The organism is Piscinibacter sp. PDB1-1 (genome assembly GCF_056675995.1).
This window is the reverse complement of the sequence record NZ_JBWVZJ010000002.1, coordinates 715,679-735,644: the sequence shown is the minus strand read 5'-3', so window position 1 is coordinate 735,644 and position 19,966 is coordinate 715,679. Positions and strand designations below refer to the sequence as shown.

Genomic DNA, 19,966 nt, shown 5'->3' with positions numbered 1-19,966 from the left:
GTTCGGTTGGCGGTCAGGGCAGGCGGTAGGTGAGGGTGCGGCTCCCGCTGACGAGTGCGTCGAGGCCAATCCAGCGGCCATCGTTGCGGTCGAGCCAGAGCGTGATCTCCTGTTTCGGTGTGATCAGGCGCCAGCGCGTGGCGCGCTCCACGGTGCTGTGGGCTCCGGGTTGCGGCGCATCGGGCAGCGGATCGATGCGCACGGTATCGAGCACGCCCGTCTGTGGGTTGAGCAGCTGCGTCTGCTGGCGCAGCGCGGGGTGCCAGTAGGCGTAACCCATCACGCAGTCGTCGCGGCGCTGTTGCACCTGGATGGGCTCACCGTTGTCGTCGGTATTGGCGCGCAGTTCGATCAGGCAGTCACCGCGCCAGCGCTCGCGGGCTTCGTGGCGGTAGTGGTAAACGGGGATGCCCAGCAGCTTTACATCGAAGCGCGCCATGCTTTCCACCACGCGCGCCGTGGCCGGGCCACTGACCACGAAGCGGTGGGTGCCGATCGGCTTGCCGTCGAGGCGCACGATGAAGTCCCAGCTCTGCGCGTGAGCGGCACCCGAAAGCGCGCACGCCGCCAGCAGCGCCACCGGCTTCATGACGGCGCCCCGCGCCGTGGCGGCCAGGGGATGAACGCACTGGTGCGTGCGATGTAGTCGCGGTAGGCAGGGCGGCGTTCGGAGATGTCTTGTTCGAGCAGGCTGACACCCGAAACCCGCAACAGCAGCACCGTCATCATCAGCGGTGATACGAGGCTCCATGCGCTGCCCCAGCCGCCACCACTGCAGGCCATCACGCCGAGGCCCCACCATACGCAGGTTTCGCCGAAGTAGTTGGGGTGGCGCGACCAAGCCCACAGTCCGCCGTCCATCACCTGGCCCCGCTGGGCCGGGTCGCGGCGAAAGCCCGCGAGCTGGGCGTCGGCCACCGCCTCGGTCAATAACCCGGCGACGGCGAGGCCGGCGCCCAGGCTGTCCCAGTGCGACCACGGGGCGGCCGAACCGGTGGCGGCGAGCACCGGCCAGCCGACGATCCATCCCAGCGTGGCTTGCAGCAGAAACACGAGCCACAGGCTCTTGAGCGCGAAGTTCGGCTGGTTGCGCTCGCGCATCGCGCGGTAGCGGCGGTCTTCGCCGTGGCCCCAATTGCGCCAGGTGATGTAGACCCCCAGGCGCACTGCCCACGCGAGCGTGATGGTGAGCATCACCATGGCACGCGGGCCACCGCCCAGCACCGCGACATACAGTGCGGCTGGCGCGGCGATGAAGACCGGCCACACGCGGTCGGCCAGGCTCGCATCGCTGCGCGCCACGCTCACCACCCAGCTCGGCAGCGCGATCAGCACGACAAGCGACAGGCCGAGGCCGGCGGCGGCGAGCGGCGTGATCGGGGCCATCAGCGACGGGGCGCGAAAAGGTAGTGGCTGACCCACCACTGCTGGCCGCGCTCGTAGCCGAAGAGTTCTTCGACCGAGAGCAGGAAGAGCCGCCAGCGCTGCCACCACATCGGCGCGTGCGCGGCACCGTAGACCGACTCGAAGAGCGGCATCAGCTGCGTGCGCCGCGCATCGAAGCGCTGCAGCCAGGCCGCGGCGGTGCGCGCGTAGTGGCGGCCGTCCCAGCGCCAGCGCTGCTGCAGCGCGAGGGCGTCCTGGCACAGCAGGGCGAGGTCGTCGCTGGGCATCATCCCGCCGGAGAAGAAATGCTGGCTCATCCAGTCGCTCGCGTCGCGCACCTCGAAGGTATACGGCGCCCCGCGGTGCGCGAACACATGCATGAAGAAGCGGCCGTCGTCGCGCAGCCAGCGCGCCACCTGGTCGAAGGCGTGCGGCCAGTTGCGCAGGTGCTCGAACATCTCGACCGACACGACGCGGTCGAAGCGGCGTTCGGTGTCGAAGGCGTTGAAGTCGCACGTCAGGACTTCGAGATTGCGCAAGCCGCGCGCGGCTGCCTGGTGTTCGATGTGCGATCGCTGCGAAGCCGAGTTGGAGACAGCCAGGATGCGCGAGCGCGGGTAGCGCGCTGCCATCCACAGGCTGAGCGAGCCCCAGCCGCAGCCGAGTTCGAGGATCTCCTGTCCGTCGGCCAGGCCTGCGCGCCTGCAGGTCTCGGCGAGCGCGGCCTCTTCGGCGGCCTCCAGCGTGTTCACGCCCTCAGGCCACCAGCAGCAGCTGTACTTGCGGTGCGGCCCGAGCATGTCTTCGAACAGCTCGGGCGGCAGTTCGTAGTGCTGCTCGTTGGCCTTGTGCGCCAGCAGCGCCAGCGGCGCCTCACGCAGCCGCGCCATGAAGGCCTGTGTGAGCAGCGCGGCCGATTCACTGTCGCCATGCTGCGTCTCTCTCAAGCGCTGGCGCAGCAAGTGGCGGATGCCCAGGCGCAGTGCGGCGTCGGGCAACAGGCCGCGCTCAGCCAGCGCGAGGGTGGGGGAGGGGGCGAGGTCTGGCATGGCGCGCGATCCGGGAGCCTGGATGCTCCTTCTACGCAAACCGGCCCCGAATGGATCACGGCTCGCACCGCGTATTGCCGCTCAGCCCGTCGCGAGGCTCTGCGCAATGGCGGCCTGTCGCGCCTGCCGGATTGCGTCGCCGATGGCTGTGCCCTTCCAACCCTGGGCCAGGGCCGCGGCCGACACTGCGGCGCTGTCCACGGCAAGGGCCGCGTCAAGCGCCGCCTGCAGGCGCGGGCGTTGTGGGTACGCGCGTTGCTTGAAGCCGGTGCGCCCGCGCGCATCGCATTCGCAGGCGAGCAGCATCTCGGCAAAGCGCTGCGGTCGGCGCCAGGCATCGCAGCGCTCGAACAGGCGCATCACCGCAGCCGCATCGAGCGTCTCGCTGCGGTGGACATTGCCGTGCTCGCGCGCCACGACCTCGGCCAGTTCACGGCAGTCGGTGGGCACCTTCAAGCGCTCGCTCACCGCCCGGACCAGCTTCACGCTGCGTGCCTCGTGCGCGATGTGGCGCGGCAGTTCGTCCGCGCGCGTGGTGCCCTTGCCCAGGTCGTGGCCGAGGCAGGCGTAGCGAACGGTGAGCGGGGTTTGCAGGTGTGCGGCCATGTCGAGCACCAGCATCAGGTGCACGCCCGTGTCAACCTCGGGGTGGTGCGCAGGCGGCTGCGGCACGCCCCACAGGCGATCGACCTCGGGCAGCAGCCGAGCGAGTGCGCCGCAGGCGCGCAGCACCTCGAACATGCGCGAGGGCGTTTCCTCCATCAGGCCCCGCGAGAGTTCCTGCCACACGCGCTCGGGGACCAGGGCGTCGACCTCGCCGTCGTCCACCATCTGCTGCATCAACGCATTGGTTTCGGGCGCGACATGGAAGTCGGCGAAGCGCGCCGCGAAGCGCGCCACGCGCAGGATGCGCACCGGGTCTTCGGCGAACGCCGGCGACACATGCCGCAGCAAGCGCGCCTGCAGATCCCGCTGGCCGCCGTAAGGGTCGACAAGCGTGCCGTCATCGGCTTGCGCGATGGCGTTGATGGTGAGGTCGCGCCGCAGCAGGTCTTCTTCGAGCGTGACGGCCGGGTCGGCATGGATGGTGAAGCCCTTGTAGCCGGGCCCGGTCTTCCGCTCGGTGCGGGCCAGGGCGACTTCTTCCTTCGTCTGCGGGTGCAGGAAGACGGGGAAGTCCTTGCCGACGGGGGTGTAGCCGGCATCGACCATCTGCTGCGGCGTGGCACCGACGGCGACCCAGTCGTGGTCATTGACGGGCAGGCCGAGCAGGGCGTCGCGGACTGCGCCGCCGACCATCCAGAGTTTCATGGGAGGGAGTTTAGGGGGCTGTTCTTGTCTGGGGGATGTCTGCGCTCGCCTATGGTGGCGCAAACGCCAACGCCAACGCCAACGCCAACGCCAACGCCAACGCGCATGCCCAACTGCAAGGGGCGGTCGCGCATCACAGGCCGCTCAGCCTGAGGTATCGAAGGCCCGCTCCATTTGTGGCGCTTCGCGTGGCATGTTCTTCCTACTTCGCGCGGGTGCGCCGGGAGTCCGCCCCGGCGGGCGGGTCACTTTCATTTGCTGGCCCAAATGAAAGTAACCAAAGCAAAGGGCCCTTCATTTGGCCGAACTTCGTGGCGGCAAGACGCGACTTGTCTTTGCCATGCCCGAGCGAGCCGCCGAACACCTGCTGCGATTTCTTCGCCACTCGCCTCGCTACGCATCGGCTTGGTGAGACGCGAGCGAAGCGATGCGCCGAGCCGGATGGCCCTTCGGACGAGCTGAGCAGCGCAGGGCTTGGTGGGCGCGCGCGCAGCGCGCATCCACAACTGACTTGGGGCAGATGTCTGAGCGCAGTCGCCGCAGGCGACGGAGCGAGTTTCTGCCCCGCCCACCAAGACCGAGCAGCGCAAGGCAGCCCTCGCCCAGCGAGGGCCGAGGAGGCAGGGTCGCCTTTTCTTGGTTACTTCTTTTGGCGAAGCAAAAGAAGTAACTCGGCCGCCGGGCCGAAACCCCGGCGCGGCCTCACGCCAGTGAACAAGACACGCGACAAGCGGCGCGCGCCTTCGATACCTCAGGCTGAGCGGGCGGTGGCATGCGAGCAAACAGACGGACTGACGAACGAACGCACGATGCGAAAGCAAAACCTGCTCAACGCGACGTCCGGTAGTCCTCCTCGAACGCCAAAAAATCCTCCTCCGCCAACGCATCCTTCGTCCACGCCACCACCGCCGGCAAAGCCTGCACGCGATCCACATAGCCCTGAACGACCGCAGGCACAGGCAACCCGTACGTCACGATCCGCTTCACCACTGGTGCGAAGTAGGCATCCGCGATGGAGAACTCGCCAAAGAGCATCGGCCCCTTGTACGTGGCGAGCAGCTCGCTCCACATCTGCACGATGCGCGCGAGATCGGCCTGGGCCTGGGGTTGCGCGGCTAGCACCTTCTTGCCGACCTCGGGCAACGAGGCCTCGACGTTCATGCCGAAGTGCGAGCGCAGCGCACCGAACCCGGAGTGCATCTCGGCGCACACGCTGCGTGCGCGGGCGCGGGCTTGCACGTCGGTGGGCCACAGCGTCTTGTTCGGGTACTTCTCGGCCACGTACTCGGCAATGGCCAGCGTGTCCCAGATCGCGAAGCCTTCGTCGACCAGCACCGGCACCTTGCCGACCGGGCTCAGGCGCGCGAGCTCGGTCTTGAACGCGGAGCCGGCGTCGAAGGAGTCGAAGCGCACCATGCGCTCCTCGAACGCAATGCCGGCCTGGGTGAGCAGCACCCACGGGCGCATGGACCACGACGAATAGTTCTTGTTGCCGATGTAGAGCTGCATGGCTTCACTTTCTCTCTGACGGGGTTGCAGGTGGTTCGATGCTAGGCCGGCGCGACGCTCACGGCGATGAGACTTGCGCGCGGCATTGATGCCGCGCGCGCATCGGCGTCAAAGCATCGGCATCACGGAATCGAGCGGTCCACCGGCGGTGCCGTGGGCGCGCGCGGCGCCACGGGCGGGCCGAGGCGGGTCTTGAGCGGTGTTGCCGAGGCGGGTTCCGAGCCGCCGAGCAGTGCCGAGTAGATGACGGCATTGCCCAGCACCTTCTTCACGTAGTCGCGCGTTTCGCTGAAGGGCACGTTCTCGGCCCAGATGGCGGCTTCGACCGGCGGGCCTTCGCGCCAGCGGCGAGGGCGGTTCGGGCCGGCGTTGTAGCCTGCGGCGGACAGGAGCTGCGAGCCTTCGAAGTCCTGCATCACGCGGGCGAGGTAGGCCGTGCCCAGGCGTACGTTCGCGTTCGGCTGCGTCACCTGGTCGGCGCTGAAGGGCATGCCGATCTTGCGGGCCGTTTCGCGGGCAGTGGCGGGCATGAGCTGCATCAGGCCGCCGGCGCCTGCGCTGGAGCGGATGTCGGCCGTGAAGCGCGACTCCTGCCGCACCAGCCCATACACGAAGGCCGGGTCGAGGCCCGCCTCGCGCGCGTTGCCGATGATCTCGCGCTTGTAGGGCATGGGGTAGCGCTGCGCCACGTTGAACTCGGTGCGCGTGCGTTCGCTGGTGTTGATGCACTGCTGCCAGATCTCGCGCTCGCAGGCGTACTGCGACGCCGCCATCAGCGCGCGCTCGTCCATGCCGCGCAGCGTGAAGTTCCATTCACGCACGCCTTCGCTGCGCAGGCCCAGGCCGATGAGTTGCGAGGCACGCGCGAAGCCGGGCTCGCGGTTGACGGCCTTTCGTTCGTCGTCGCTGGGGGGCTGCGGCGGCTGGGGCAGCGCCAGGGGCTGGCCGAGCTCTTCGGCGGCCAGCAGGCCGTAGAAGTGCAGCTGCCCGGCGATGCTCGCGTACATCTCCTTGGCCTGCGCGGTCATGGCGGGGGCGTCGGACGAATCCGTGGCCAGGGCCTGCAGGGCGCGCGCCTTCCAATAGACCCAGGTCGGGTCGCGCTGGTCGGTCGGGTTCATGTCGTTGATGGCCTGCACCACCTGCTGCCAGCGCGGCTTGCCGGCGTTGGCGCGCAGGGCGGCCCGTGCTTTCCAGGCGAGGGTTTCGTCGGGCCATTCGATGGGCGGGTTCATGCGCGCGGCGAGCAGGTCGGCACGCTGGAAGTAGTTGGACGCCTCGGGCGCCAGCTTGATCGCCGATTGCCTCGCCACGGCGGCCCAGGCCCAGGCCGAGAGTTCGCGCGGCAGGTCGGCTTCCCATTGGCTGGTGAGCGAGGCCGCCACCGCGTCGGGGTCGCTCGCGGCCTGGCGCATCAGGGCGAGGGTGACGAGCTCCTTGTCTTGGCGTGTACGCGGCGTGGCGCGGGCCAGGTACTTGGGTGGTGTGTCGAGTGCGTTGGCCACATCGGCCGCGGCGTCGGGCATGACGAGCAGGGCGGCCTGGCGTGCCACGCGGGGGCGGCCCGTCTCGAGCGCCAGCCGCGCACGTCGCCAGACATCGGATTCGCTCAGGATCTGCGCGCCGTACAAGGTGGTGCCGAGCTTGGCGCAGCCATCGACCGCATCGCGCTGGTTCAACCATGCGGCGCGCGCGCTGCTGCGGTTGTCCTTGCCGTCGAGCGCTTCTGCCAAGGCCACATAGCAGATCACCTCGCGGTCGTCGTTCATGCGAAAGCGCGGGTAGTCGGCGGCGAGGGCCTTGTAGTCGCCGCGGCGGCCGAGTTCGAGCAGCCAGTCGTTGCGCAGGCGGTCTTCGACATAGGTGCCGTTCCAGCGCTTGTAGAACGCCTCGACCTCGTCGATCGTGGCGGTGGGCAGGCGGTTGGTCAGCTCCCAGTAGTCGACCCATTGCGCGAGAGGGTGGCGCTCGGACGCCGCGGCGCTGCGCAGCGCGGCCAGGCGCGGCCGGTCGTTCTTGCGCAGCGCTTCGCGGGCCTCGACGATCACCGCATCGCCGGTCTGCGCACTCGCGGGCGTGCTGTTGAGCACCATGCTGGCGGCGAGCACCGACAGCGCCGCGCGCGCATGCGTCGCCCAGGGCGACCCATAGAATGAATTCGAAATCTTCTTGATCAACGATGTTCCAGTGTGGCTATGACCCTGCCTGCGCGCCAATCCCTGCGTCAACGTTTGCTGGAATCGCGCGAGCGGTTCGTGGTGTCGGTGGAAGGCCGCGAGGCGCAGGACGCACTCGCGGCCCACGTGTCGGGCGTGCTGGCCACCTTGGAGCCCGACTGCCTGGGCGCCTACTGGCCGGTTCGATCGGAATTTAACGCAGGCCTGCTGTGGTCCGACGACAAGGTGACCACTTCCTTTGCATTGGCGTTGCCCTACGCACGCCGCGAACCGCGCGAGATGCACTACCGCCAGTGGGACGGTGTGGACGCCGGCCTGCGCGACGAGTGCGGCATCGTCACATCCAGCGGCAAGCCGGTCGTGCCCGACGTGGTGCTGGTTCCCTGCGTGGGTTTCACCACCGGAGGCTATCGCCTCGGCTACGGCGGCGGCTACTTCGATCGCTGGCTGGCCGCTCACCCGCATGTCACCGCAGTGGGTGTGGCGTGGGCCGTGGGTGAAGTGAGCGAAGCCGAGTTCGCCGGCGAGCCGCACGACCACCCCCTGGCGTTCGTGGTCACCGAGCGGGGCGTGGTCGGCTGAAGGACACGAGGCTCGGCGCCGGGATCATTGTTCGCCGATTGCCTGGCGCGTCTGCTCGGCCTGGGTCTCCACCCAACGGCAGAACGAATCGACCTCCGGCCGCTGCCGGCTCTGGCCGATGGTGATCATCCAGTAGGCCATCGGGCTGCTCACCCGCCCGGCCGTGCCGAAGGGCTCGATCAGGTCGCCACGCTGCAGCTGCTCGGCCACGAGCGGCAGGCGCGCCAGCGCCACGGCCTGGCCCGCAAGTGCGCTTTGCACCTGCTGGAAGGTGAAGTTCAGGTAGATCCAGCGCCGCGGTTCGACTTCGGGCGCGCCTTGCTGGGCCAGCCAGTGGCGCCAGCTCAGGTACTCGGCCCCCGGGCGCGGGTCGTCTTCTTCCGTCACCGTGTGGCGGGCGAGATCGGCCGGCGTCGAGAGCGGCGGTGCGGCACCGGTGCGGATCTGGTCGGCCAACCAGGGGCTGATCACCGGCGTGACGATCTCGCCGAACAGGCGCAGCGCGTCGGGCGGAACCTTGTTGCGCCCGGTGTAGCGCAGGATCAGGTCGAACTCGGGGTCGGCGGTGCTCACGAGCGCTTCCGTGGCGGTCACGCGGATGTCGATCTCGGGGTGCTCGCGCTGGAAGGCCTCCATCTGTGGCAGCACCCACATCGAGCCGAACGAGGCGAAGGTGTTCACGCTCACCACGCGGCGCCCGCGCGACTGCCGGATCTGCTGCACGCTGGCGTCGATGCGCGCCAGGCTCGGGGCGAGGGCGCGCAGGAACAGCGTGCCCTCCGGGGTGAGCTCCACCTTGCGCGTGCCGCGCAGCAGCAAGGTGACGCCGAGGTCGTCTTCGAGCGACTGGATCTGCCGGCTCACGGCCGACTGGGTGAGGCTCAATTCCTCGGCGGCGGCGCGGAAGCTCAGGTGGCGCGATACCGACTCGAAGGCCCGGATCGGCCCGACGGACAGGGGGCGGCGGCGGAACTGATTCATGATCAAAACGCGTCAATCACTTGTTGGCAATTCATTGGACGACCAGGATGCGCGAATCTATTCTGCCTGCTAGCCCATCGCAACACACATACGGGAGCCGCACCATGAGCCAGCCATTGATGACCACCAAGCAACAGTCTCGCGCCCTCTGGACGGTCGCGCCCGGCGAGGCCCTGCGCCTGGGCATCGGCCCGGGCGACCGCGAACTGCACATCACCGAAGGCCGTGTGTGGCTCACCCGCGTGGGCACGCTGGAGTCGCCGGCCGAAGACATCTGGCTGTCGGCCGGTGACAGCCTGGTGCTCGATTCGGGCAGCCAGTGGGTGGCCGAAGGCTGGAGCCAGGCGCGCTTTCAGCTCCTGGTGCCGCCTTGCGATCGCGTGGGGCTGCGCTACTTCGTGGCCGGCTTGGTGTTGCGCGCACGCAGTGCGGCCTCCATGGCGAGGCGGCCCCAGGGGCGCATCAGCATGGGCGACTCCATTGCGTCGTCGGGCGCCGTCCAGTAAGCAAGGCTGACCCGCTCACCGCGCGCCTCGTAGGTGAAGGGCTCGCAGCCCGCAGCCTCGAAACTCGGCCGCGTCTGCGCGTCGGTCTTGAGGTACAGGCGATCCCCGGCGGCCAGCGCGATGAAGAGCTCGTCCACGTAGAAACCGTGGCCGCCGAACATGCGCCGTGAGCGCACCGGCCCCAGCGGGCTCAGCAGCTCGGTGCAGTGCGTGGCGAACTCGGAGCCGGCCGGCATGGCGTGCGCCTCAAAGGCAGTCCAGGGCGCGTGACGCCCCGCGCAGCGCGGGCGACACGGCTGCCTTGACCACGTAGACCGGGATCGCGCTCAGGTAGCCCACGAAGCGCCCCTTGGCCTCGAAGCGGCTGCGGAACTGCGAGCTGTGGATGAGCCCGCCGAGCCTCGGCACGATCCCGCCACCCAGGTAGACGCCGCCGCGCGCGCCCAGCGTGAGCGCGAGGTTGCCGGCCGCGCCGCCGAGCAGGCTGAAGAACACCTGCACCGCTTGCACGCAGTGCGTGTCGCTGCCGGCCAGAGCGGCGGCAGTGATCTCGTCGGGGCCGAGCGACTGCGGCGTGGCGCCGGCAAGCATGCACACCGCGTCGTACAGGTTGACCAGCCCCGGCCCGGAGAGCGCGCGCTCGGCCGAGGCATGGCCAAAGCGGTGGCGCAGTTCGCGGATTACGGCGTCTTCGTGGTCATCGGCCGCCGAGAGCGTCACGTGCCCCCCTTCGCCGGCGATCGGCAGCAGGGCATGGCCGCGCGGGTCGGGTACCAGGCCCGACACCCCCAGCCCGGTGCCGGGCCCGATCACCGCGATGGGCGCATCGGCCACGGCGGCACCGCCACCCACCGGCTCGCGCTCGTCGGGCTTGAGCAGCGGCAGCGCGAGGGCGAGCGCCGTGAAGTCGTTGACGACCAGAAAGCGCGCCACGCCCAGCGCGGCCTGCATCTCGGAGATGGAAAACGACCAGTCGTGGTTCGTCATCTGCACGCGGTCACCCACCACCGGGTTGGCGATGCCGACGGCGCAACAGCGCGGTTGCGGCAGCCCGTGGTCGCGCAGGTGCTGCTGCATCGCGTGCAGCAGCGTGGCGTGCTCGGCGGCGGGGTAGGTGGTGATGTGGCTTAGCGCGGCATGGGCATCGGCTTGCCAGGCCAGGCGCGCATTGGTGCCGCCGATGTCTCCGAGCAGGCGGGGGTAGGTGTGGTTGTCTGTGCTCATGGGTGCGACCGAGTGTGCCGGCCGTGGCCTGATTGCACAATCCGGGCGCCGCCAACAAAACCGACGGGAGCCCCGAATGACCCCAGACGAGCGCAAAGCCCTGCGTGACAAGCTCATCGCCCAACGCCAGGCCTTGCCCGACCGGCTCGAACTCGCCGTGCAGCTGCAAAGCGTGCTGCGCACCTGGCTCGTCACGCGGCGCGAATCGAGCATCGGAGCCTATTGGCCGATCAAGGGCGAGTTTGACCCGCTGCCCGCGCTGTTTCGCTGGAGCGAGGGCGGGCCCGAGGGTTCGCCGCGCCGCATCGGCCTGCCGGTGTCCGACCGCAGCACCGGCGAGCTGCGCTTCCACGTGTGGTTCCCCGGCTGCCCGATGGAGCTCGACGCGCACGACATCCCCAAGCCCAAGGGCACGGACGAGTTCAAGCCCGCGATCCTCGTGCTGCCGTGCCTGGGCTACGGCGCCGGTGGTGTGCGCCTGGGCTATGGCGGCGGCTTCTACGACCGCACGATTGAAAGCCTGAACCCGCGCCCGCTCACCATTGGCGTGGGGTACGCGCACGGCTTCTTGCCGCTGCTGCGAGCGCAGCCCGACGACCTGACGGTGGATGTGATGATCACCGAAGAGGGCGTGATGTGGCAGCGGCCGATGGCCTGACCGGCTCTCAGGAAAAGTCTGCAGGCGCGCGTCGAATCCGGGCCGTCTCGCGCGTCGTGTGATCAGAGCTCGCGAGTGTCCCGGGCCCGTCAACTCAACCCAGGAGAACGAACATGCGCGTGATGGTGATCGTGAAGGCCAGCCCCGAATCCGAAGCCGGCAAGATGCCCAGCACCGAGATGCTGGCCGCGATGGGGAAGTACAACGAAGAGCTCGTCAACGCCGGCATCATGAAGGGCGGTGACGGCCTGCACCCGAGTTCGCGCGGCAAGCGCGTTGCCTTCTCGGGCAAGAGCCGTCAGGTGATCGACGGCCCCTTCGCCGAGACCAAGGAGCTGATCGCCGGCTATTGGGTTTGGGAGGTGAAGGACATGGCCGAAGCCGTCGAGTGGGTGAAGCGTTGCCCGAACCCCATGGAGAGCGATTCCGAGATCGAGATCCGTCCCTTCTTCGAGGCAGCCGATTTCGGCGAGGCCTACACGCCCGAGCTGCAGGCGCAGGAAGACCGGCTGCGCAAGCAGCTGGAAGGCCAGTCGGCCAAGGGCGGCTGAGCCATTCTTCGGGCCGGGCCTGTCCGAGGCCCAGGCCGGCGTCAGCGCGCCACGAGCTCCGTGGCGTGCTCCTTCAGCCGGGCTGGCACGCTGCCCGCCAGGCCCACGGCCGCGCGGCTGGCGAGCATGAGCTGGAACACCGCCCGGACTTCGCCCGCGCTCACGGCGCGCAGCCGGGCCAGCCATTCGCCGGGGTCGCGCATGCGACCGAAAGTGAACAACTCCTGCGCCGCCACTTCGATGCGTTTGGCCGGTTGCTCCAGCGCTCGCAGCGCCCGCACGCTGATCTGGTTGCGGGCGCGCTCCAGGCCTACCGCATCGGTCTCGTCGGCATGCTGGCGCAGCAGCCGGGCCACTTCGCTGATGAAGGCCGCGCCGTGTTGCGGCTCCGTGGCGCCGTCGATCACGAACTGGCTCGCGAGCGGGTACACATCGGCCGAGCAGCCGACCTGGTAGGCCAGGCCGCGGCGTTCGCGGATCTCGTCGAGCAGCGGTGAACTCATGCCCTCGCCGAGCAGCGCGGCGGCAAGCACCCAGGCGATGTGCGTGTCGTCGGTGAGCGGCGGGGCTTCGTAGCCCATCACGATCTGGCACTGCGCGCTGCCTGACAGGCGCCGCAGCTTCACGCCGCCGTGCCATGCGGGCGGCGGCACGGTGTTGGGTTCGCCGTGCGGCATGTCGCCGAACGCGCGCTCGGCGGCGGCCACCAGCGCGGCCTCGTCCACCGGGCCGGCAGCGGCCACCACCACGTTGCACGCGGTGTACTGCCGCTGCACGTAGGTGAGCAGGTCGTCGCGGGTGAAGCGCTTGAGGTTCGCGCGGTTGCCGATCACCGGCCGCCCTGCGGCGTGCTGGTCGCCGTAGCTCGCCTTGTCGAACAGATCGAAGGCGATATTGACCGGGTCTTCCTCGAACTCGGTGTACTCGTGCTGGATCACCTGGCGCTCGCGCTCCAATTCGTCGGCCGGGAAGGTGCTGTGGCGAACGATGTCGGCGATCTGCGCGACGAAGGTCGGAAGGTCGTGCGGCAGGCCTTCGATGTGAAAGGCGGTGTGGTCCTTGTCGGTGTGCGCGTTGACCTCGGCACCCAGGCGCTCGGCGTCGAGGTTGATGTGCTGGCAGTCGCGCGTGGCCGTGCCCTTGAACGCCATGTGCTCCACCACATGGCTGATGCCGCTCTGCGCTCGCGTCTCGTGCAGGCTGCCGGTGCGCACGAAGACGCTCAGGCTCACCGTCTGCCGCCAGGGCATGGGGATGGCGACGATGCGCAGGCCGTTCGTCAGGGTGTGGAGCGTGTGCAGGCGGGTTGTAGTGCTCAAGGTGAGGTCGGGCGCGGAGGGGGCAGAAGCGTGTAGTGTCCTCCCGCCCGAGGGATCGCGCTCAGTTGTGGTCGTGCGGATCAGCGGTGCAGGCCGAGCCGCTTGCAGACCTCGAGCGGCGCCACCGACTGGTTCATCGTGTACAGGTGCAGTGCCGGCACGCCACCGGCGATGAGCTTCTCGCACAGTGCGGTCACCACGTCGAGGCCGAAGGCCTTGATCGACTCGACATCGTCGCCGTAGCTTTGCAAACGCAGGCGCATCCAGCGCGGGATCTCGGCGCCCGAGTTGTCGGCGAAGCGGATGATCCCCGACGAATTGGTGATTGGCATGATGCCGGGGATCACCGGGATGTCGGCGCCGAGCTTGCGCGACTCGTCGACGAAGCGGAAGTACGCATCGGCGTTGAAGAAGAACTGCGTGATCGACGAGTTGGCCCCGGCGCGCACCTTGGCGAGGTAGGCGTTCAGGTCGTCTTGCGGCGAACGCGCCTGCGGGTGCATCTCGGGGTAGGACGCCACCTCGATGTGAAAGTGATTGCCCGTCTGCGCGCGGATGAACTCGATCAGGTCGGACGCGTAGCGGAACTCGCCCCAGCCACCCGATGCTGCACCGTAGCCGCTCGGCAAATCACCGCGCAGCGCCACCAGGCGCTTGATGCCGGCGGCCTTGAACTGCGCGAGCTTCTCGGTCACCGATTCGCGGCTTGCGCCGATGCAGGTGAAGTGCGAGGCCGCGTCCACGCCTTCGGCCAGGATGTCGCGCACCGCGGCGAAGGTGCCGTCTTGCGTGGAGCCGCCTGCGCCGTAGGTGACGGAGCAGAACTGCGGCTTGAGTGCGTAGAGCTTCTGGCGCACCGCCGCGAGCTTGGCCACGCCCTCGGGCGTCTTGGGGGGGAAGAACTCCAGGCTGAGCGGGAGTGGGGTTGTGCTCATGCGGAACCTTTACTTAACTCATGTCAGACCACAACCCGTTCGGGCTGAGGTATCGAAGGTCAGCCTGATCGGTGGGTGGCGTGCGTACGCGTTGTCTTACTCGGCCTGCGCGGGCTGCTTCGCCCACACGAAGAACTCGGTGTTGCCGTTGCCACCCTGGATGGGGCTCTGGAAATACTTCTGCACCTTCAAGCCCAGCGCCTTGCTGGCCTGCCACATGCGGTTCTCGACTTCGACGAAATGCGCCTTGTCTTTCACGATGCCGCCCTTGCCGATCTGCGCGGGCTGCAACTCGAACTGCGGCTTGACCAGCAGCAGCAGGTGACCGCCGGGCTTGAGGTAGGTCACCATCGTGGGCAACACGTGCGTGGAGGTGATGAACGACAGGTCGGCGGTGACGAAGTCGAAGCTGTGCTCGGCGTGCTCGGCCGCAAAGGCGCTGCCAGCCACGTCGCGCGCGTTGATGCCCTCGTAGCTCGCCACGCGCTCGTCGCCCGCGAGCTTCGGGTGCAACTGCCCGTGCCCCACGTCGATGCCGACCACCCGCGCGGCACCGCCTTGCAGCAATGCATCGGTGAAGCCGCCCGTGCTCTGGCCCAGGTCGAGGCAGGTGAAGCCGGTGACATCAATGCCGCAGTGCTTCAGCGCTCCTTCGAGCTTGAGCCCGCCGCGCGACACGAAGCGCAGCTCCGCGTCGTCGGTGATCTCGATCTCGCAGCCCTCGGGCACATCGAGCCCCGCCTTGTTGACGACGGCCCAGCCCTTGGGGCCGAGCCAGCGCACGGCGCCGCGCTCGATCAGCCGCGTGGCGGCCGAGCGGGTGGGCGCGAGGCCCATCTGAAGAAGAAGCTGGTCAGCCCGCATGGAAGATCCGATCAAAGGTTCGGGCAAGTCGCGCAGCGACAAGCCCGACATCAAGCAACACCCGCGGAGCCGGCTTCGCCGGTCCGCAGGGTGGCGCCCCTCGGGGGCAGGAGCGCCAGCGACTGGGGGGCTCAGTACCGATACGTGTCGGGCTTGTACGGACCTTGCTTCGGCACGCCGATGTAGGCGGCCTGCTCCTCGGTCAACTCGGTCAGCTGCGCGTTCAGCGTGGTCAGCTGCAGGCGGGCGACCTTCTCGTCGAGGTGCTTGGGCAGCACGTAGACCTTGCCGATGTCGTACGAATCGGGGTGCGTGTAGAGCTCGATCTGCGCGATGGTCTGGTTGGCGAAGCTGGAGCTCATCACGTAGCTCGGGTGGCCCGTGCCGCAGCCCAGGTTCACCAGGCGGCCCTTGGCCAGCATGATGATGCGCTTGCCGTCCGGGAAGATCACGTGATCGACCTGCGGCTTGATCTCTTCCCACTCGTACTTCTCGAGCGACGCGACCTGGATCTCGTTGTCGAAGTGGCCGATGTTGCACACGATGGCGTTGTTCTTCATCGCCTTCATGTGGTCGTGGGTGATGACGTCCTTGTTGCCGGTGGTGGTGACGAAGATGTCGGCCTTGTCGGCCGCCCATTCCATCGTGACCACGCGGTAGCCTTCCATGCAGGCCTGCAGCGCGTTGATCGGGTCGATCTCGGTGACCCACACCTGGGCGCTCAGGGCGCGCAGGGCCTGGGCCGAACCCTTGCCCACGTCGCCGTAGCCGGCCACGACAGCGATCTTGCCGGCGACCATCACGTCGGTGGCGCGCTTGATGCCGTCGACCAGCGATTCACGGCAGCCGTAGAGGTTGTCGAACTTGCTCTTGGTGACGCTGTCGTTCACGTTGATGGCGCGGAAGGGCAGGGTGCCCTTGGCACTCATTTCCTTCAGGCGGTGCACGCCGGTGGTGGTCTCTTCGGTCACGCCGATGATCTGGGCCGACTTGCGGCTGTACCAGGTCGGGTCTTCGGCCAGCTTGGCCTTGATGGCGGCAAAGAGGCAGGTCTCTTCTTCGCTGGTCGGGTTGGCGATGACGGAGGCGTCCTTCTCGGCCTTCTTGCCCAGGATCATCAGCAGCGTGGCGTCGCCGCCGTCGTCCAGGATCATGTTCGGGCCTTCGCCGGCCGAGCCCTTGGGGCCGAAGTCGAAGATGCGGTGGGTGAAGTCCCAGTACTCGGTGAGCGTCTCGCCCTTGTGCGCGAACACGGGGGTGCCGGCGGCCACGAGCGCGGCGGCGGCGTGGTCTTGCGTCGAGAAGATGTTGCACGAGGCCCAGCGCACTTCGGCGCCCAGGGCTTGCAGGGTCTCGACCAGCACCGCGGTCTGGATGGTCATGTGCAGCGAGCCGGTGACGCGCGCGCCCTTGAGCGGCTGGGTCTTGGCGTACTCGGTGCGGATGGCCATCAGCGCGGGCATCTCGCTTTCGGCGATCTTGATCTCTTTGCGGCCCCAGTCGGCGAGCGAGAGGTCGCGGATGGCGTTGTCTTGAGAAGGTTTGAGAACGGCGTTCATGTCGGGCTCCGGTCAATGAAGGAACCCGCACGCAGCACAGATGGGGATGGGAGACATACACCACTCACCCACGAGGACTGTCGTGCGGGTGAGCGCGGTTGCAAGAAGATTTCCGAGCCTGGGGCACCACGCCATGCTGGGGGTGCCTTGCAACGCTCCTCGGAAAGTGGGGCGGATTGTAGTTCACCGTCTGTGTCGGTTCCAGGTCGGATTGCGCATCCCGCCCGGCCAAGGGGGTATCGCCGAGGCGACAACGGCCCTTCAGCGATCGGCGTAGCTTGCGCGTCACTACAACACCGGAGACACCATGAGCAAGCTGCGCGCACTCGGCCCTGCCTTGCCCATCCTCGTCGGCGCCTCGCTGATGCTCAGCCTGGCCATGGGCCTGCGCCAGAGTCTGGGCATCTTCATGCCGCCGCTCACGCAGGATGTGGGCATCTCGGTGTCGGACTTCACCCTCGCCATCGCAGTGCAAAACCTCGCCTGGGGTTTCCTGCAACCGGTGGCGGGCGCCTGGGCGCTGCGCGTGGGCTTCAAGCGGCTGATGCTGAGTGGAGCCGTGCTCTATGTGATCGGCCTCACGCTGCTCGTTACCGCGCACGGTTTCGTCGCCGTGCTGCTCGGCGCGGGCGTGGCGATCGGCGCCTCGATGGCCGTCACCGGCCCGGCGTTCGCGATGGCGGTGGCCTCGCGCGCGGTGTCGGCGGCGATGCGCAGCTCGGTGCTGGGCATCGTGTCGGCCGCCGGCTCCCTGGGTGCGCTGATGGCCGCACCGCTCGGCCAGGCGCTCGCTCAGGCGCAGGGCTGGCGGGTTGGCTTGCTCGGCTTCATCGTGCTCTCGCTCGTGATCCTGCCCGCCGCCTGGTACGCCGGCCGCGCCGACACCTTGCCCATGCCGCCTTCGCCCAGCGGCGACGACAACAAGAGCGCCGGCGCGATGACGCGCGACGCGCTGCGCCACCCGCCGTTCGTGGTGATGACGGCGGCGTACTTCGTGTGCGGCATGCAGCTCATCTTTCTGACGACACACCTGCCGTCGTACCTCGCGCTGTGCGGCATGGACCCGATGCTCAGCGCCCAGGCGCTCGGCGTGATCGGTGGCTTCAACGTGCTAGGCAGCCTGTTCTTCGGCTGGGCCGGGGGGCGCTGGAACAAGCTGCTGCTGCTGGGCAGCATCTACGTGCTGCGCTCGATCGGCATCGCGTGGTACTTCATGACCTTGCCCACGCCTGCGAGCACGCTCGTCTTCGCCGCGATCATGGGCTTTCTGTGGCTCGGTGTCGGGCCGCTGGTGGCGGGCTCGATCAGCGAGACCTTCGGCGTGCGCTGGCAGGCCATGCTGGGTGGCGTCGCCTTCATGAGCCACCAGGTCGGCAGCTTCGTCGGGGCCTACGGCGGTGGCCTGATCTACGACGCGCTGGGTTCGTACAACCTGGCCTGGCAGGTCGGCGTGGGCGTGGGGCTGGCGGCCGGTATCGTGCAATGCGCGTTTGCCGTCGCGCGGCCGCCTGGGCCGCGTACGCCGGTCGAGGCCGTGCCGGCCTGACACTCGGTCGCGCTCGCACAATCACACGCATGCGCCCTGCTCATGTCCTCCCCTGGTCGGCCCTGCCGCTTTCGAAAGCGCGTGCGGTCGTGGGTGTGCTCACCGACATCGACGACACCCTCACCACCGCCGGTGCCATCACGCCCGATGCGCTGCACGCGCTGGCCGATTTGCAATCCGCCGGCCTGCCGGTGATTGCCATCACGGGCCGTCCGATGGGATGGAGCCAACCCTTTGCGCGCGATTGGCCCATCACCGCCATCGTGGCAGAGAACGGTGCGGTGGCCTTGTTTCGCGACGGCGGTGAGCTGCGTATAGAGTACGCGCAGGACGAGGCCACGCGGGCCGACAACGGCCGCCGCCTGCGCGAGGTGGCGCAACGCGTGCTGCGCGAGGTGCCGGGTGCGACGCTGGCGCAAGATAGCGCGGGCCGCGTGACCGACATCGCGGTCGACCACAGCGAGTTCGCCCACCTCGACGACGCCGGCATCGAGCGCGTGGTGGCGCTGATGCACGAGGAAGGCATGACGGCCACCGTGAGTTCCATCCACATCAACGGCTGGTTCGGTGCCCACACCAAGCTCTCGGGTGCGCGCTGGATCGTGCCGCGCCTGCTGGGCCGTCGCCTCGACGACGAGACCGAACACTGGGTCTATGTGGGCGACTCGACCAACGACCAGCTGATGTTCGGCCACTTCCCGCTCAGTGTGGGCGTGGCCAACCTGCGCGAGTTCGCGGCGCAACTCGGCACCTGGCCATCGTTCATGACAGACGGCGAGCGCGGCGCCGGTTTTGCCGAAGTGGCGCGATCGATCGTTACTTCAAAGGCCTGATCAGCGGCGCCATGCTTGTCATGACGGCGGGGCCGAAGATGGTCGCGAAGGCCACGTCCTTGGCGTCACGGCCGACGGCGATGCGCACGAGCTGATCGAGCGGCGACATCCGCGTCGCGTCGAACATCACCCACTCGCCACCGAGCCACGCCTCGAACACGGCGTGGAAGTCGGGGGGCGGGTCTTCGAAGGGCGCGTAGCCCACCACCAGGCGGGCCGGGATGTTGAGCGCGCGGCAGAAGGTGACCGCGAGGTGCGAAAAATCTCGGCACACCCCGGCGCGCTGGCGGAACACATCGCACGCGGTGGTGGTGGCGGTGCTGGCGCCGAGTTGGTAATCGACGTTCTCGTGAATCCAGTCGGCGATGGCCTGCACCCGCGAGTACCCGCGCGGCAGTGCGCCGAAGAGCTTGATGGCGGCGTGCGAGAGCAGGTCGGATTCGCAGTAGCGCGTGGGCATCAGGTTGTGCAGAAGATCGTCGGGCAATTCGGCGATCTCGGCCTCGGTCGCCTTGCTGTGATCGCGCTGCGGCAGCCGCTGCACGCGGGCGGTGTAGTGCAGGCTGAAGGGGCCGGCTTCGGCATGCACGCGGGCGAAGCGGTGGTGCACCGTGGGGTCTCGGTACACATGCACCGGCCGCTGTGGCTGCACGGTGAGCGATTCGCTGAGCACCTGCTGCCCCGCGCCATGCAGGGCATGCACCTGGAACAGGAAGTCGCAGGTGCCGCTCAGCTCGTAGTGCAGTTCGCAATCGATCTCGAACACCGGCATCGTCGCCGCCTGAGCTTCGGCGGTCTGCGTGCCAGGTGCGCTGGTGGTGATCGGTCGGGCCGCGGTCGGGCGGGTGGGGGTGGGGAGTGTGGCGGTGGTCATGGCGTGATTGAATCCGCCACCGCCACACGCGCCCATCGGCGCAAGGCCGATGCGAGCGTAGGAGAACACCACGGCCCGCGACCATGCACAAGGAACGTGCAT

The 19,966-nt window shown here is 68.4% G+C and carries 20 protein-coding genes and 1 riboswitch; of the genes, 6 read left to right on the top strand and 14 right to left on the bottom strand.

Annotated features, from left to right (window positions below):
• Positions 1–13 precede the first annotated feature (13 nt).
• The 6 genes from AC1KAR_RS15090 to AC1KAR_RS15065 all read right to left on the bottom strand — a co-directional run bounded on the left by AC1KAR_RS15090 (position 14) and on the right by AC1KAR_RS15065 (position 7,432).
• Positions 14–589: a DUF6134 family protein gene (locus AC1KAR_RS15090; RefSeq protein ID WP_480319092.1), complete on the bottom strand. Its 576-nt coding sequence runs from the start codon at positions 587–589 to the stop codon at positions 14–16.
• Positions 586–1,386: a DUF1295 domain-containing protein gene (locus tag AC1KAR_RS15085; protein ID WP_480319090.1), complete on the bottom strand. Its 801-nt coding sequence runs from the start codon at positions 1,384–1,386 to the stop codon at positions 586–588. Before AC1KAR_RS15085 ends, AC1KAR_RS15090 begins: the two co-directional genes overlap by 4 nt.
• Positions 1,386–2,435, bottom strand: a complete 1,050-nt coding sequence (locus AC1KAR_RS15080; RefSeq protein WP_480319088.1) for an SAM-dependent methyltransferase — start codon at positions 2,433–2,435, stop codon at positions 1,386–1,388. The genes AC1KAR_RS15085 and AC1KAR_RS15080 overlap by 1 nt, the downstream gene beginning before the upstream one ends.
• Positions 2,436–2,516: 81 nt before the next feature.
• Positions 2,517–3,746, bottom strand: coding sequence for a multifunctional CCA addition/repair protein (locus tag AC1KAR_RS15075; protein ID WP_480319086.1), 1,230 nt, complete (start codon positions 3,744–3,746; stop codon positions 2,517–2,519).
• An 828-nt stretch (positions 3,747–4,574) separates the two neighbouring features.
• The gene (locus AC1KAR_RS15070; RefSeq protein WP_480319084.1) at positions 4,575–5,255 is read right to left on the bottom strand and encodes a glutathione S-transferase family protein; all 681 of its coding nucleotides are present in this window, start codon (positions 5,253–5,255) and stop codon (positions 4,575–4,577) included.
• A gap of 122 nt (positions 5,256–5,377) precedes the next feature.
• Positions 5,378–7,432 (bottom strand): lytic transglycosylase domain-containing protein, encoded by a 2,055-nt coding sequence (locus AC1KAR_RS15065; RefSeq protein ID WP_480319082.1) that lies wholly within the window; start codon positions 7,430–7,432, stop codon positions 5,378–5,380.
• An 18-nt stretch (positions 7,433–7,450) separates the two neighbouring features.
• Between AC1KAR_RS15065 and AC1KAR_RS15060 the strand changes: the two genes are divergently transcribed.
• Positions 7,451–8,014, top strand: coding sequence for a 5-formyltetrahydrofolate cyclo-ligase (locus AC1KAR_RS15060; protein ID WP_480319438.1), 564 nt, complete (start codon positions 7,451–7,453; stop codon positions 8,012–8,014).
• 24 nt (positions 8,015–8,038) lie between these two features.
• Here AC1KAR_RS15060 and AC1KAR_RS15055 read toward each other — a convergent pair whose 3' ends face one another.
• Positions 8,039–8,995: a LysR family transcriptional regulator gene (locus tag AC1KAR_RS15055; protein ID WP_480319080.1), complete on the bottom strand. Its 957-nt coding sequence runs from the start codon at positions 8,993–8,995 to the stop codon at positions 8,039–8,041.
• A gap of 104 nt (positions 8,996–9,099) precedes the next feature.
• On the opposite strand from AC1KAR_RS15055, the gene AC1KAR_RS15050 reads away from it, so the two are divergent.
• Complete coding sequence (locus AC1KAR_RS15050) at positions 9,100–9,501, top strand: DUF2917 domain-containing protein (RefSeq protein ID WP_480319078.1); 402 nt, start codon at positions 9,100–9,102, stop codon at positions 9,499–9,501.
• Here AC1KAR_RS15050 and AC1KAR_RS15045 read toward each other — a convergent pair.
• On the bottom strand, positions 9,387–9,737 hold the full coding sequence (locus AC1KAR_RS15045; protein ID WP_480319076.1) for a TfoX/Sxy family protein: 351 nt from the start codon (positions 9,735–9,737) through the stop codon (positions 9,387–9,389). The genes AC1KAR_RS15050 and AC1KAR_RS15045 overlap by 115 nt on opposite strands.
• 10 nt (positions 9,738–9,747) lie before the next feature.
• Positions 9,748–10,725, bottom strand: coding sequence for a glucokinase (gene glk / locus AC1KAR_RS15040; protein ID WP_480319074.1), 978 nt, complete (start codon positions 10,723–10,725; stop codon positions 9,748–9,750).
• Between the two features lie 76 nt (positions 10,726–10,801).
• Here glk and AC1KAR_RS15035 point away from each other — a divergent pair, with 76 nt between their 5' ends.
• Positions 10,802–11,383, top strand: a complete 582-nt coding sequence (locus AC1KAR_RS15035; protein WP_480319072.1) for a 5-formyltetrahydrofolate cyclo-ligase — start codon at positions 10,802–10,804, stop codon at positions 11,381–11,383.
• Positions 11,384–11,496: 113 nt separating this feature from the next.
• Complete coding sequence (locus AC1KAR_RS15030) at positions 11,497–11,934, top strand: YciI family protein (RefSeq protein ID WP_480319070.1); 438 nt, start codon at positions 11,497–11,499, stop codon at positions 11,932–11,934.
• Positions 11,935–11,975: 41 nt separating this feature from the next.
• On the opposite strand, the gene AC1KAR_RS15025 is transcribed toward AC1KAR_RS15030, so the two are convergent.
• The 4 genes from AC1KAR_RS15025 to ahcY all read right to left on the bottom strand — a co-directional run bounded on the left by AC1KAR_RS15025 (position 11,976) and on the right by ahcY (position 16,611).
• Complete coding sequence (locus AC1KAR_RS15025) at positions 11,976–13,253, bottom strand: M16 family metallopeptidase (RefSeq protein ID WP_480319068.1); 1,278 nt, start codon at positions 13,251–13,253, stop codon at positions 11,976–11,978.
• Positions 13,254–13,333: 80 nt separating this feature from the next.
• Entirely contained in the window at positions 13,334–14,188 is an 855-nt protein-coding gene (metF, locus tag AC1KAR_RS15020; RefSeq protein WP_480319066.1) for a methylenetetrahydrofolate reductase [NAD(P)H], read from the bottom strand.
• Positions 14,189–14,284: 96 nt separating this feature from the next.
• A complete protein-coding gene (locus tag AC1KAR_RS15015; protein ID WP_480319064.1) occupies positions 14,285–15,052 on the bottom strand; it encodes a TlyA family RNA methyltransferase in 768 nt (255 codons plus the stop codon).
• A gap of 131 nt (positions 15,053–15,183) precedes the next feature.
• Positions 15,184–16,611 (bottom strand): adenosylhomocysteinase, encoded by a 1,428-nt coding sequence (ahcY, locus tag AC1KAR_RS15010; protein ID WP_480319062.1) that lies wholly within the window; start codon positions 16,609–16,611, stop codon positions 15,184–15,186.
• Positions 16,612–16,694: 83 nt separating this feature from the next.
• Positions 16,695–16,778, bottom strand: a riboswitch (S-adenosyl-L-homocysteine riboswitch).
• A gap of 140 nt (positions 16,779–16,918) precedes the next feature.
• Between ahcY and AC1KAR_RS15005 the strand changes: the two genes are divergently transcribed.
• Entirely contained in the window at positions 16,919–18,157 is a 1,239-nt protein-coding gene (locus AC1KAR_RS15005; protein WP_480319061.1) for an MFS transporter, read from the top strand.
• A gap of 29 nt (positions 18,158–18,186) precedes the next feature.
• The gene (locus tag AC1KAR_RS15000; RefSeq protein ID WP_480319059.1) at positions 18,187–18,990 is read left to right on the top strand and encodes an HAD-IIB family hydrolase; all 804 of its coding nucleotides are present in this window, start codon (positions 18,187–18,189) and stop codon (positions 18,988–18,990) included.
• Here AC1KAR_RS15000 and AC1KAR_RS14995 read toward each other — a convergent pair.
• Positions 18,974–19,864 carry a transglutaminase-like domain-containing protein gene (locus AC1KAR_RS14995; RefSeq protein WP_480319057.1) on the bottom strand — a complete coding sequence of 297 codons (891 nt, stop codon included), beginning with the start codon at positions 19,862–19,864 and terminating at the stop codon, positions 18,974–18,976. The two genes, AC1KAR_RS15000 and AC1KAR_RS14995, sit on opposite strands and share 17 nt — an antisense overlap.
• Positions 19,865–19,966 lie beyond the last annotated feature (102 nt).

What these genes read in the sequence shown, in the direction of transcription:
- AC1KAR_RS15090 (WP_480319092.1), bottom strand. Translation starts at nt 589, where the DNA reads ATGAAGCCGGTGGCGCTGCTGGCGGCGTGCGCGCTTTCGGGTGCCGCT.
- AC1KAR_RS15085 (WP_480319090.1), bottom strand. Translation starts at nt 1,386, where the DNA reads ATGGCCCCGATCACGCCGCTCGCCGCCGCCGGCCTCGGCCTGTCGCTT.
- AC1KAR_RS15080 (WP_480319088.1), bottom strand. Translation starts at nt 2,435, where the DNA reads ATGCCAGACCTCGCCCCCTCCCCCACCCTCGCGCTGGCTGAGCGCGGC.
- AC1KAR_RS15075 (WP_480319086.1), bottom strand. Translation starts at nt 3,746, where the DNA reads ATGAAACTCTGGATGGTCGGCGGCGCAGTCCGCGACGCCCTGCTCGGC.
- AC1KAR_RS15070 (WP_480319084.1), bottom strand. Translation starts at nt 5,255, where the DNA reads ATGCAGCTCTACATCGGCAACAAGAACTATTCGTCGTGGTCCATGCGC.
- AC1KAR_RS15060 (WP_480319438.1), top strand. Translation starts at nt 7,451, where the DNA reads ATGACCCTGCCTGCGCGCCAATCCCTGCGTCAACGTTTGCTGGAATCG.
- AC1KAR_RS15055 (WP_480319080.1), bottom strand. Translation starts at nt 8,995, where the DNA reads ATGAATCAGTTCCGCCGCCGCCCCCTGTCCGTCGGGCCGATCCGGGCC.
- AC1KAR_RS15050 (WP_480319078.1), top strand. Translation starts at nt 9,100, where the DNA reads ATGAGCCAGCCATTGATGACCACCAAGCAACAGTCTCGCGCCCTCTGG.
- AC1KAR_RS15045 (WP_480319076.1), bottom strand. Translation starts at nt 9,737, where the DNA reads ATGCCGGCCGGCTCCGAGTTCGCCACGCACTGCACCGAGCTGCTGAGC.
- glk (WP_480319074.1), bottom strand. Translation starts at nt 10,725, where the DNA reads ATGAGCACAGACAACCACACCTACCCCCGCCTGCTCGGAGACATCGGC.
- AC1KAR_RS15035 (WP_480319072.1), top strand. Translation starts at nt 10,802, where the DNA reads ATGACCCCAGACGAGCGCAAAGCCCTGCGTGACAAGCTCATCGCCCAA.
- AC1KAR_RS15030 (WP_480319070.1), top strand. Translation starts at nt 11,497, where the DNA reads ATGCGCGTGATGGTGATCGTGAAGGCCAGCCCCGAATCCGAAGCCGGC.
- metF (WP_480319066.1), bottom strand. Translation starts at nt 14,188, where the DNA reads ATGAGCACAACCCCACTCCCGCTCAGCCTGGAGTTCTTCCCCCCCAAG.
- AC1KAR_RS15015 (WP_480319064.1), bottom strand. Translation starts at nt 15,052, where the DNA reads ATGCGGGCTGACCAGCTTCTTCTTCAGATGGGCCTCGCGCCCACCCGC.
- ahcY (WP_480319062.1), bottom strand. Translation starts at nt 16,611, where the DNA reads ATGAACGCCGTTCTCAAACCTTCTCAAGACAACGCCATCCGCGACCTC.
- AC1KAR_RS15005 (WP_480319061.1), top strand. Translation starts at nt 16,919, where the DNA reads ATGAGCAAGCTGCGCGCACTCGGCCCTGCCTTGCCCATCCTCGTCGGC.
- AC1KAR_RS15000 (WP_480319059.1), top strand. Translation starts at nt 18,187, where the DNA reads ATGCGCCCTGCTCATGTCCTCCCCTGGTCGGCCCTGCCGCTTTCGAAA.
- AC1KAR_RS14995 (WP_480319057.1), bottom strand. Translation starts at nt 19,864, where the DNA reads ATGACCACCGCCACACTCCCCACCCCCACCCGCCCGACCGCGGCCCGA.